9 protein-coding genes are annotated in these 11,697 nt (G+C 50.7%); 1 reads left to right on the top strand and 8 read right to left on the bottom strand.

Going from position 1 to position 11,697, the window contains the following annotated elements; translation table 11 throughout:
- Window positions 1–276: 276 nt before the first annotated feature.
- The 3 genes from E1189_RS11275 to E1189_RS11265 all read right to left on the bottom strand — a co-directional run bounded on the left by E1189_RS11275 (window position 277) and on the right by E1189_RS11265 (window position 5,878).
- Window positions 277–2,346, bottom strand: a complete 2,070-nt coding sequence (locus E1189_RS11275; protein WP_155160407.1) for a carboxy terminal-processing peptidase — start codon at window positions 2,344–2,346, stop codon at window positions 277–279.
- Between the two features lie 357 nt (window positions 2,347–2,703).
- Window positions 2,704–4,005 (bottom strand): M18 family aminopeptidase, encoded by a 1,302-nt coding sequence (locus tag E1189_RS11270; protein WP_155160405.1) that lies wholly within the window; start codon window positions 4,003–4,005, stop codon window positions 2,704–2,706.
- A gap of 151 nt (window positions 4,006–4,156) precedes the next feature.
- Window positions 4,157–5,878 (bottom strand): hypothetical protein, encoded by a 1,722-nt coding sequence (locus tag E1189_RS11265; protein ID WP_155160402.1) that lies wholly within the window; start codon window positions 5,876–5,878, stop codon window positions 4,157–4,159.
- A gap of 382 nt (window positions 5,879–6,260) precedes the next feature.
- Between E1189_RS11265 and E1189_RS11260 the strand changes: the two genes are divergently transcribed.
- Complete coding sequence (locus E1189_RS11260; RefSeq protein WP_196221384.1) at window positions 6,261–7,883, top strand: hypothetical protein; 1,623 nt, start codon at window positions 6,261–6,263, stop codon at window positions 7,881–7,883.
- A 93-nt stretch (window positions 7,884–7,976) separates the two neighbouring features.
- Here E1189_RS11260 and rhlB read toward each other — a convergent pair whose 3' ends face one another.
- From rhlB to E1189_RS11235, 5 genes are all read right to left on the bottom strand, one after another.
- Entirely contained in the window at window positions 7,977–9,146 is a 1,170-nt protein-coding gene (rhlB, locus tag E1189_RS11255) for an ATP-dependent RNA helicase RhlB (RefSeq protein WP_329601994.1), read from the bottom strand.
- Window positions 9,147–9,598: 452 nt separating this feature from the next.
- Window positions 9,599–9,889: a hypothetical protein gene (locus E1189_RS11250; RefSeq protein ID WP_155160396.1), complete on the bottom strand. Its 291-nt coding sequence runs from the start codon at window positions 9,887–9,889 to the stop codon at window positions 9,599–9,601.
- Window positions 9,890–10,095: 206 nt separating this feature from the next.
- On the bottom strand, window positions 10,096–10,557 hold the full coding sequence (gene pyrI / locus E1189_RS11245; RefSeq protein ID WP_155160394.1) for an aspartate carbamoyltransferase regulatory subunit: 462 nt from the start codon (window positions 10,555–10,557) through the stop codon (window positions 10,096–10,098).
- Between the two features lie 17 nt (window positions 10,558–10,574).
- Entirely contained in the window at window positions 10,575–11,498 is a 924-nt protein-coding gene (gene pyrB / locus E1189_RS11240; RefSeq protein ID WP_155160392.1) for an aspartate carbamoyltransferase, read from the bottom strand.
- Window positions 11,495–11,671, bottom strand: a complete 177-nt coding sequence (locus tag E1189_RS11235; RefSeq protein ID WP_155160390.1) for a hypothetical protein — start codon at window positions 11,669–11,671, stop codon at window positions 11,495–11,497. Before E1189_RS11235 ends, pyrB begins: the two co-directional genes overlap by 4 nt.
- Between the last annotated feature and the right edge of the window lie 26 nt (window positions 11,672–11,697).

Genomic DNA, 11,697 nt, shown 5'->3' with positions numbered 1-11,697 from the left:
CGGGTTCGAGTCCCGTCCGGTCCGCCATATACTTCGAAAAGCCCTTGCATTTTATGCAAGGGCTTTTTCGTATGTGGCTATTTAAATTCAAACTGCACTCCTGGCGCTGTTCTTTAAAGCTCGGGAGAACTCACTTTTCATCATGTAAGTACCCGGACTATTGCTTTCGCATGTAGCCTCACCGGGATGAGATGAGTAGTGGTGAGGAAGCAGGCAGGTACAAAAAATGCCCGGGCGGTTACGCTCCGGGCATGTGTATAGGCGCTTGGGTGTTGTTCAGCCTCCTGCAGTGTTATCAGCAATCATCGGGCTTTTGAAGCGAATCCAGTCTCCAAGAATCTCACCAGTTTCTACCAGTAGAGCATCCTCTTCCGGCTTCTTGTCTTTGTTATTGTTGCTGTAACGATCAGACTGTTCCTTCTCAAGCTCATCAAGGTTCTTGTAGGGCTTCTCACCTTTGGCTTTGCGCAGGGCATTTTCTATCGCAAGTCGCTCTTCGCGCATGACTGTAATTTCCTGCTGACGTTTTTTCTCGTTTAGCTGAACAAGGGTACGACCAGTAAAGTGTTCCTGATACTCACGCAGCTTATTCAGGTAAAGGAAGTCAGGGTTATCTTTAATACGATTCTTGTGCTCTTGAGTCAGCTCAGAAATAGCTGACTTCAGAGGTTTGAAGGCGTTGTACTGTGTTGGCTTGATCTCTGTGTAAGGCAGGGCATTCGGCAGAGAGCTTTCGCCAATCTCCTTAGGGTCAAACAGAGATGGATAGCTAATATCTGGAATCACCCCACGGTTCTGGGTGCTCTGGCCAGATACACGATAAAACTTGGCAACAGTCAGTTTCAGTTGGCCGTGGTTCAGGGGCTGAATGGTTTGCACTGTGCCTTTACCAAAGCTCTGACCACCGATAACCAGGGCGCGCTGGTAGTCCTGCATGGCGCCGGCGAAAATTTCAGAAGCAGAAGCACTTAAGCGGTTGATCAGCACCACCATAGGGCCGTCGTAGACCTCTTTAGGGTCAGGGTCCTGCTGGGCTTCTGTACGTCCACGGCTGTCTTTTACCAGTACGGTGGGACCTTTAGGAATAAACAGGCCGGTTAGCTGGTTAGCTTCCTGCAGAGAGCCGCCCCCATTGTTACGCAGGTCTATGATCAGTCCGTCGATTTTGTCTTTCTTCAGTTCATCAATCAGCTTACGTACATCGCGGGTTGTGCTCTTGTAGTTCGGGTCGCCGGCCTGGGCGGCTTTGAAATCGATATAGAAAGCAGGAATATCGATAACACCAATACGCTTTTTGTCTTTTCCTTTACCCACTTCAAGAATGCTCTTTTGAGCAGACTGTTCTTCCAGCTTTACCTTATCGCGATTGATAGGGTAAATACGGGTTTTGCCATCGCTGGAGCTGCCGGGAATGATTTCCAGACGAACCAGGGTGCCTTTGGCACCACGAATCAGTTTAACAACCTCATCCAGACGCATACCCACAACATCTTCCATTTTTCCGTCTTTGCCCTGGGCAACGCCGGTGATCCTGTCACCTGGCTTGAGCTGTCCTGCTTTATCAGCCGGGCCTGCGGGAACCACGCTCACCACTTTGGTGTATTCATCTTCTGACTGGAGAACTGCACCGATGCCCTCCAGAGACAGACTCATATTAATGTCAAAGTTCTCAGCCCGCTGAGGAGAGAAGTACTGAGTGTGCGGGTCGTACAGCTGGGTGTAGGAGTTCAGATACAGCTGAAATGCGTCTTCGCTGCGGGTCTGGTGCAGACGGCGGAGCTGGTTGTTGAAACGTTTGGCGAGTAACTCGGAAATCTCAGACATTTTTCTGTCGTTGAGTTTCATAGAGAGTACGTTGTCCTTCAGCTGACGACGCCAGAGGTCTTCCTGCTCGGTTTTATTTTTTAGCCAGGGGGCTTTTTCGCGATCCAGCTCCAGAGTTTCATCTTTTTTAAAGTCGAGCTTTTCCAGACCAGCACTGATGAGCTTCTGCATATAGTGAATGCGCTCTTCGCTGCGTTCACGGTAGCGGTTGAAAATTTCAAAAGCCGGGCGCAGGTTGCCACCTTTCAAGGCATCATCCAGCGTTTCTTCGTATTTGCTGAACTCTTTAATATCGGATGTCAGAAAGAAGCTGCGATTACGATCAAGGGTGTCCAGATAGCTGGCATAAATTTTCTCGGAGCTAGACTGGTCTAGGCTGAGTTTTTCGTAGGAATTGTTCTTAAGAAGCTGAACAACATTCACACTGGCAATGGCTTGATTGAGTGTAGGTTTCAGCGCGGGAACTGGCTGGTTGAGGTTCTCTGCCTGGCTTCCTGTTGCGACGACTAAACACAGAGCCATAAGGCTCAGTGCCTTTCTGGTCTGATATATGGAGTTATAGAAAGCTTTGGGGCTGAAGCGCATCAGTTATGTCACTCTCTTCTCGGTGTTGCCGCCAGCCTGGGAAGAGGGTAGCGATAACATCCCTGTTGTTGGGCTGCGCGATTCTTCCCTATAGAAAGAACAGTGCTTTTTGCACTATAGCATTAACCCGAAGTGGTTTGTTGGTTGATTTGTATCAAGTTCTGGATGGTCACAAACACACTGTCAGTAGTGCGAAGGTGTCGTATACAGATGGACAGATTAACATGGAGGGAAAACTCCCTTGATTCGTTTTTGTACGAATCAAGGAAGCTTTTATGGTTTCGCAGAACGAGATTAGTGAGGAATTACACTTTCAGTCTTGAAGAAGCGGGTCAGAACCTTCGCCAGAGCTACAGCATCTTCAGTGCCAGCCAGTTCACGGATGGAGTGCATGCCGAAAGTAGGGAGGCCGATATCCAGAGTGCGAACACCCAGCTCACTGGCAGTCAGTGGGCCGATGGTGCTGCCGCAACCCATGTCGGTACGACCAACGAATGCCTGAATAGGCAGATCTTCCTTGGCGTACAGATCACGGATCAGAGAGCTGGTTTCGCTGGTAGTGGCGTAACGCTGTTTGGCGTTGATCTTGATAACCACACCTTCGTTCAGCATTGGGCCGTGGTTGCCGTCGTGCTTGTCAGCGTAGTTCGGGTGAATGCCGTGGGCATTGTCTGCAGAGATCATCACAGAGTTCTGCATGGCACGAGTCAGAGCTTCAGAAGAACCGCAGATGCGCTCCAGAACCTGACGCAGGAATGGCCCCTGCGCGCCGGTTGCACTGTTGCTGCCCACTTCTTCGTGGTCGTTGCAAACCAGCAGAGTTGGATATTCACTGTCGCCAGCGTCAATCATGGCCTGCATGCTGGTGAAGCAGCTGAGCAGGTTGTCCAGACGGGCAGAGGCGATGAATTCGTCATTCAGGCCGATGATGGCAGGTGCCTGGGTGTCGTAGAAGAACAGTTCGAAATCCAGAACGCTGGCAGCCTTGTCACCATTCTTGGCCAGCTCTTCGATCAGGATCTGACGGAAGTCAGCTTTCTCGTCCTTGCTCAGGCGGCCGAGTACGGGAGGGAATTCTTTCTGTGGGTTAATGTTGCGACCAGTGTTGGCTTCACGGTTCAGGTGAATTGCCAGGCTGGGAACGATGGCGATGGCCTTCTCGAAGTTCACCAGAGCGTTACGCAGTACACCGCTCTCATCTTTGAAGGTCACACGACCAGCTAGAGACAGATCACGGTCGAACCAGGTACTGAACAGTGGGCCACCGTATACTTCAACGCCCAGTTGGAAGTAACCTTTGCCCGTCATTTCCGGATTTGGCTTTACCTTCAGAGCAGGGCTGTCGGTGTGACCACCCGCCATACGGAAACCGTGCCTGGCGAATTCGCCGTTGCCGGTAGTAAAGGCAATGATGGAAGCGTCCTGACGGGTTACAAAATATTTCTTGCCAGCTTCGAGGTTCCAGCTGTCGCGCTCATCAAGAGCGACAAAGCCTGCGTCAGTCAAACGACGGGCCATTTCAGAAGTGGCGTGGTAAGCGGTAGGAGAAGCCTGCAGGAAAGACAGCAGCTCTTTATTAAATCCAGCGGTATCCATAACGTACTGAAATCTTGGTGGGGAAAAGCGGCAAGCATACCACCAGACTACATAGGCAGATAGTACCTGTACGGCTTCGGTTACTACCAGTATTTGCTGATGTTGACCTGTGTCAGAAGATTCAGGGAAAACGTCTGGCGGTTGGGTTGAGCTAATGGCTGGGATGGATCAGGTGCCATAGTAGAATCCCCCCGTAGGCACCTGCAATTTCATGGGTCAGGTAGCCCTGCATAAACGTGGCTCCTATACCACCGGCAAGTTCCTGCCCAATAATATTCACCAGCTTCGGACTTAACGCCCGTTGTTCCTCTCTACTCCAGTAATACTGCCATGTGTGCCCAAGGGTGCGCATAATGCTATTGGCCACAGCTCCACTGATAGGAGCAGGGAGAGATATCAGGGCTGTTAGATAAAATGTCATAGTGCCTGTGGAGGCTGAAGACAGGGCTGTCCACGCTACAGAGCTGCCCAGCCCGTCGAGGGAGTAAATTGGCTCCTCGGAAAAGTAACCTTTGGTTATTTGCGTCGCAGTTTCCAGTACTGCTCCAGTGATCAGCCCTGATACAAAGGAGTAAGCGCCAAAGTAATTCATATTTTTGTATAGGTAGTCCTGATGCAGTTGTCTGGCTTCTGCTTCAAGAACTCTTGCTGAACTGTTGATATTTTTCAGCTCTGCCTGTTCGCCGGTCACTGAGAGAGGGCGTAAAAACTGGTTGAGCGAGAGGCTGCGTTCCCCCCGTTTCAATAACTCTTCGGTTATGGTTTTCAGATGCCTTTCGCTGCGACTGAGTGGGGCTGTTGATGTGAGGGCTTTTACGACAGTCAGGTATTGATCTTTGGGGATCATGTAGACCCCATGGAGGAAGGATGGGGTGTCTTTATACTTTGCGGCATGTTCTTTCACTGCCCTCAGGGTCTTGCTGGCTGAGTCGTAACACTTTGCCTGAATCTGTGTGTCATCAATATACAAATCCACCGGGTGGGTGGCACTTTTTTCCTTTTTCGCAGGGGGCTTAAGCCCTCTGGCAATAGCTTTAGCATTGATGTTGGCCACTTCGAGATGTTCTGCCAGAACGCCCTTTTTGGTTTTTGCATTGCCGTTAATATGGTGCGGGTTGGCCAGTTTATCCCTGAAAATCGCAAACTGTTTTTGAATTTCAGGTTCATAGAGGCGGATTTTATTCAGCTGTTTGTGTCGTCTTTCAGCGACATGGTTGCGAATTTGAGGAAAGACTCCGGGTATCAGGGTAAGTAGTGAGATCGGCGAAAAACGTGAACGCTGTGCAGCTTTGGGTGTGGCGACCACAAACCAGTGAGGGAGAAAACTCGGAACAGGTGTAAATTCTCCAGACCAGATGTGTGCAGTGGGTTGTGAATTGTTATGGCAGTTGACTCGTAATGTCGGCGCATAGGCTGCGCTGAAGCCGCTAAGAATAAAGCCCGGAGTACTGTCTGATAAATCTACCGGCGAGACAATCAGCCATTGGGTGTATTGAAGTTGAGTAAGCAGGCTGTAGCCCTCAGCTCCCGCGAGTCGGGCGAGGCAATCCTGCGCCATAAGCAGCCAGTGGTTGTTTGGATCGTTTTTCTGACCTGAACTCAGCTCACTGTTCTTCAGTTGAAACAGCGAACGACTGAGGTGGCTGCCGTGATGCAAAATCACGGAATGTACATCCAGCGGCAGAGTATTACGCAGCCCCTTTGGAAGTGTTTTGATAGTTATGGTGTCTGCGGCAGACAGGGGCGATAAAAGCGTACACCAGAAAGTTAGCAGATAGAGACTGACCTGCCAGAGGTATCCCGTGATGTGATACCAGCGTGCGTAACAGCTGTGATGTATTTGAGGCAGTATTCTGCCCGAAGCGCTCATCATAAGTGCCAATTCTTCCAGACAGACTACTCTATGTGCCGGTCGGTCATCCTAGTTGTGCACGGTGGTTCCGGCAAATCAAAAACTGAGGCAGAAACAATCTATAAGAAGCAGCCCTCTCGGAAGAGGCTGTCGATGGGAGTTATCTTTGGCTAAACACCAGATATGGTTAGTATTGTTGGTTCTAGGGCTATGCTCGGCAACGCTGCAGACATGGGCGCTTTATGAGGGTGATGTGCATGGAACATTTCCGGAGACGTATTCTGCAAAAAAAGAGCGCCGGGGGGCTTGGTATGCAGTGAATGATGTGGGCACATATATTGTGTCGGGGCAAAAAATATTTCTGTTTGAGGGGGTCGACCTGCCTGAAAACCTGTCGTTACGGATGGCAAATCTGATAATCGGTGGCTTTTGGAGAGAGGGCAGCCTCCTCACTCAGGAACTGTTGTTTCGGCATGTTCTGGGGGGGGTGCCAGATTATGCCCGTTACCTGCTGTCAGCTTCTTCGCAGCTGTGGTTGTTGTACACGACCTATCGTTCTGCCTTAGAGGTTATTACTCCTCTTGTTACTTATCTGAATGAGTACCGTCAGGCGACATCTGGCCGTTGGGTACGGGGAGTCATGCCAATTGCGGTGAATGATGCAGAGCTGTCGTTCAAGTTCTTTGTTCAGGCGGTTTTCCCTAAGCAGTTTATGGATCCGGTAGCTATCCAATTGGATCGTGTACCTCGTATATCCAATATCCCAAGCCTGAGTCGCCAGTATCCCCATGCAAACCCCTGGGGGCATCTGCACCGGGAGATGGAGGCCAGTGCCATCAGTCGGATTCAGTTGGGGGGTACCCATGAAGGAGCCCTGGAGCTGCGCTTTATTGATAAGAGCGGGCGGCAGGGCGAGCAGGTGATAACATCTCCTTTAGATAACCTGTATCAGCCAGTGCCCTGGCTGTTTGAGGCGTTGAGGCAGAAAGTGCCCCGGGAGGATATCAAACTCTATGCGAGTATTTTGTCCCAGGATGCGCTGGAGCTGGCTGGGCAGATGCTGAGTTGCCGTCGAGAGTTCCCAAGATTACAAAATGGTGAAGAAGGGCGTTGTCTGTCTGGTTATCTGGAAGCGACAGATAGCGGTTTGAATTACACGCCACGAATACCGGTTATTCTTCCCCAGGTTTGGGAGGACAGGAATTATGCAACCGGACGGGTGTTCCCTCTCAGTGGTTGTAATTTTAATAGCAAGGCCCTGTGCTGGGAAAATTACCTCATTCTTGGAGATCCGGCATTTTATGCCTGGCAATTGCCAATGACCCTTTATACACGTTTTGCTTCATTCGCTGAGCGGAACAAGGCTATTTTGCTACATCAGGAGCCTCAAATCTGGTATAGCGGCAGCTACTTTCAAGTGAGGGTACCGGAGCTGGTCAGCCGCTTTTTCCTGGGAGTTACCAGTATCGTCGGGCAGGTGATGGTGAATCGCATGGTAGTTTCCATGCACCATAAGTGGTGGGGAAATGGAGACGTTGCTGTCAAGAAGGCGAAGCCTATTCCCGCACGCCAGATTCTGGAAGATCACAATGAGTCGAGTGATGAGGTGTGCACGGCTTGTGGAGAGGATGCCCCGTGTCGCTACCCTCTGTGTAATTTGCCCCACTGTTCTCGACATAAGCCCGAATCCATCGTGAACCTGGGTTGTCACAAAATCTGTACAGACTGCTTCTTCAGGTATGAGCCAGTCAAGCAGTTGCAATGTCCGGATTGTGGGAGGGTACACTGGAATGAAATCAGCGCTCGTAATTATTTGCTCAGGGCAACAGAATCCTCGAGTAAAGTGTCAGTACCTAGATGTCCAATGTGTCGTGACTTAATGGATTTCAGAAATGGAAATCTTAAAGACTTTCTTGGACCAGACTGCAAACGTCGTCCCTTGAGCTGGTGGTTCACGGATGGTTTTGGTGTAAAGACAGCGGAGAATACAGCTATTGAGTCAACAGCAAAGGCTGCGGTTGAGTAAAAATTTGCAGAGAGAGTGGCAGTGCCACTTCCTCTGAGCTGATTATAAAGAACCCGGCTTCTGGGTCGGGTTCTTCAACTCAAAGGAGCTAATTTACAGCAGTTCTTCAGGAGGCTGAGTGCAGCTTAACCTTCCGCCCAACAGTTCTTCCAGGGTTGGGATCAGGAAGGATTCATCTTCACAGGCAAAGCTAATGGATGTGCCCGTAGTGCCAGCACGGCCAGTTCGACCAATGCGATGAACGTAATCTTCCGGATCTTCTGGCAGGTTGTAATTTACAACGTGTGAAATGCCATCAATATGAATGCCACGACCTGCAACATCCGTCGCCACCAGAACCCGTAAGCGGCCAGAGCGGAAATCTTCCAGCGTCCTTACCCGCTTCTTCTGAGGCACATCACCGGAGAGCATATCGGCACGAAGTTTGTCCTTGCGCAGCTTCTCAGTCAGGCGGCGGGTCTGATCTCGGCGGTTGGTGAATACAATCACCCGCTCCAGTTCATTGCGGGTAATGAGGTTGTAGAGAACCTTGTATTTCTCTTCGGTGCTGACAATCCAGACCTTCTGGTCCACCGTGTCGGTAGCCACGCTGTCAGGTTCGATTTCTACCTTGAGCGGATGCCATGTCCATTGTTCACCAAGGCGTAAAACATCTTCGCTGAAGGTGGCAGAGAACAGCAGGGTCTGGCGGTCACCTGGGCGGGGTGTTGAACGAATAATACGGCGTACCTGAGGGATAAAGCCCATATCCAGCATGCGGTCTGCTTCGTCGATCACCATGGTTTCCACAAGGTCCAGATGCAGATCCCGACGCTCGCAGTAATCCAGCAGACGACCAGGGGTGGCTACCAGAATATCCACATAGTTGTGCTGTATCTGCTGGCGCTGCTTCTCATAATCCATGCCACCAACAACCATGACCGTATGCAGGTTGGTGTACTTGGTAAGAGCTTCCGCATCTTTATGGATTTGCATCGCCAGCTCGCGGGTTGGTGCGATAATCAGGGCACGGGGCTCACCGAGGAAACGTTCGTCAGGAGCAGGGATTTCCAGGAGTTGCTTGATAGTGGCAATCAGGAAAGCGGCGGTTTTGCCCGTACCTGTCTGTGCTTTGCCGATGGCATCCCGGCCCTGCAGGGTTGCCCCAAGAACTTCTGCTTGAATAGGCGTGCAGTATTTAAAACCTTGATCGGCAATGGCATGCATCAATGGAGCAGGGAGGTTGAAGTCATGGAAGCGGGATTTCCCAGCTTCTTCAGGCACTTCAAACTGGCCGACATCCCAGGAGCTTTCTGATTTGGGTGCACGTTGGCGACGGCTCTGATGAGGGTGGCGACCTCTTTTGCCGGGAGCCGTACCTTTGGTAACGTGGCTCTTGTGGTGAGGTTTACCATGCTGGGTTCTTTTGGGAGAGCCAGCTGGAGTACTGTTACCTTTTGATGAGCTGTCGCTGCTTTTACGCTGCCCAGCCCGGTCGCCGTTCTTTTTGGATCGGCTGAATATATTTAGAAAACCACTCAAACCCGGTTGTTTCCTTCTCGTAGTCAAACAGCCGTGATGAAGCAGTGACAGACTGCCAGATTCAGGCTGGTTTCTGAGTATGCGTGATCAGGGTTGCAGAAGGGCATTCTGTGCAGACCTGCACACGAAAATCAGAAATCTAGAAGTGTTAATGAGGCCATTATCGACTGCTGTGGAGCGGTTGTCGACACTTGTTACAGTTCGTCGAGTACTCCACCATAATTGTTGCTTTGGTAATAGCTCACCTGTCTGCGTTTACGCAGCATGCTTCGGCCTGTACGGAAGCGGCGAATCACTCGCCCAAGGCTTGATGCTGCACGTTCTCTTTCCCTGCGGCTGCGAAGATGCCTGAGACGGCGGCGAGTGTATGGGGTGACAACCACTAACATAGGTCCAAAGAAGGTTTTTTCCTCTTCGAAGTTGGCCATGGCTGTATTGATGTCATACCTGACTGGAGGCATGGCTGTAGGGCTAATACTGCTCATAATGCTCTCCTGCTTTTCATCTTGTGATGATTTTTGCTTGTACTCACTCTGAACTATAGCCACAGTAGCGTACGGAGATTTGGAGTGCAGGGTTATGGAATGAGTTCCGGACAGATGAGGGTTTGTGGCGATTTTTGTCAGTATTCCTGACAACTTGGTAAGCAAGCCTGTCCGGAGGTGGGGGCAGGCTTCCTGATTGGCTGATCTTACAGACCTACCACGATGTCTTTACTGAAGCTCTTTTCACAGTATTTGCACTTCATCTGGATATCGCTATTACGCTCTTTCAGGGTGAAAGAGCTCTGTACAGGCTCGTTGTGAGTAACACAGTTGGAATTTGGGCACTCAAATATGCCTTCCAGCTTCTCAGGCACGCTCATCTTGAACTTTCCGCGCACTGTGTAATCTTCGATCACGTTGATTGTTGCCTGCGGTGCGAACAGGCCCAGTTCGCTGGCTTCAGTTTCGTTGAACAGACGGTTTTCGACCTTGATGATATCTTTTAGCCCTAGCTCCTGGCTGGGAAGGTTGAACCCGACGGTGATGCGCAGATCTGAGCCCAGCAGCTGCAACTGGCTGAGGATTTTTACACCCTGACCGGCAGGAATGTGGTCAATTACAGTACCGGTGTTGATTGCTTCGACCTGAAGTTTTTTCTTCTCGACCATGGAAACTCTCCTTAACCTTAAATTGTTTCGTTTAGAACCAGAGCAAGCAGGGCTTCGCGGGCGTACACACCATTTTCTGCCTGCTGGAAGTAGTAGGCGTGAGGGGTGTGATCCACATCAATAGTGATTTCATCCACCCGGGGCAGTGGGTGCAGAATCCGCATGTTGGGCCTGGCTTCTTTCAGGTGCTCTGCAGTCAGGATGTAGCGGGAAGCAATGTGCTTGTATTCGGTTTCGTCGAAACGCTCCTTCTGTACGCGGGTCATGTAAATGATGTCCGCATCATGGGCCACTTCGTTGAAGTTGCAGGCGCGTTTGAACGTGATGCCGGTTTCTTTGAAATCATCCAGCATGAAATCCGGCATGTACAGTTCGTCCGGAGCCAGGAAGGTAAACTCTGCACCAAACCGGCACAGGGCCTGAGCCAGAGAGTGTACGGTACGGCCGTATTTCAGGTCGCCGCAGAAGGCGACTTTCAGTCCATCCAGAGTACCTTGGGATTCATAGATACTGAACAGGTCCAGCAGGGTTTGGGTAGGATGCTGGTTAGAGCCGTCGCCACCGTTGATAACCGGTACGGTAGAGAATTCGGAGGCCAGGCGAGCAGCGCCTTCCTGTGGGTGTCGCATGACCAGGGCATCAGTATAGGAGGAGATGACTTGTACTGAGTCAGCCAGGGTTTCGCCCTTCTTTGCCAGAGAGGTGTTACCACCGTCTGCGAAGCCGATGAATGTGCCCCCCAGTCTCTGAACCGCAGTTTCAAAGGAGAGACGGGTACGGGTGGAGGCTTCAAAGAAGCAGCTGGCAACCACTTTGCCTTGCAGAAGGTCAGGGCGGGGGGTTGTTTTCAGACTCTGTGCGGTGGACACGATCAGTTCCAGTTCTTCCCGGGTGAGGTCGGTAATGGAAACTATGTGCTTCTGATAGAGCGGATTGGTCATATCGAGCTTACCTGCCTGTTAATGGCTTTGTGGGCCTGTTGTTGTACAGAATGTTTTACAAGAGAAAGGTTTTGAATATCAAAAAAAAGCCCCTGAATAAGGGGCTTTAAAAGAGAATAGGGAGTCGGCTTGCAGCGGCGAGCAGCGGCTATATTGGCAAACTCTGCTTTCATAAATAGTCCGTCAAACCGATCAGAAT

The organism is Parendozoicomonas verongulae (assembly GCF_009711465.1).
GTDB lineage: Bacteria > Pseudomonadota > Gammaproteobacteria > Pseudomonadales > Endozoicomonadaceae > Sansalvadorimonas > Sansalvadorimonas verongulae.
The sequence above is the reverse complement of the archived record's forward strand: the minus strand, read 5'-3'. Positions and strand labels throughout refer to the sequence as shown.

Bases quoted from the DNA above. Each gene is read 5' to 3' on its own strand.
- E1189_RS11270 (WP_155160405.1), bottom strand. From the start codon at position 4,005: ATGGATACCGCTGGATTTAATAAAGAGCTGCTGTCTTTCCTGCAGGCT.
- E1189_RS11265 (WP_155160402.1), bottom strand. From the start codon at position 5,878: ATGATGAGCGCTTCGGGCAGAATACTGCCTCAAATACATCACAGCTGT.
- pyrI (WP_155160394.1), bottom strand. From the start codon at position 10,557: ATGGTCGAGAAGAAAAAACTTCAGGTCGAAGCAATCAACACCGGTACT.
- E1189_RS11250 (WP_155160396.1), bottom strand. From the start codon at position 9,889: ATGAGCAGTATTAGCCCTACAGCCATGCCTCCAGTCAGGTATGACATC.
- E1189_RS11275 (WP_155160407.1), bottom strand. From the start codon at position 2,346: ATGGCTCTGTGTTTAGTCGTCGCAACAGGAAGCCAGGCAGAGAACCTC.
- pyrB (WP_155160392.1), bottom strand. From the start codon at position 11,498: ATGACCAATCCGCTCTATCAGAAGCACATAGTTTCCATTACCGACCTC.
- E1189_RS11235 (WP_155160390.1), bottom strand. From the start codon at position 11,671: ATGAAAGCAGAGTTTGCCAATATAGCCGCTGCTCGCCGCTGCAAGCCG.
- E1189_RS11260 (WP_196221384.1), top strand. From the start codon at position 6,261: ATGGCAAATCTGATAATCGGTGGCTTTTGGAGAGAGGGCAGCCTCCTC.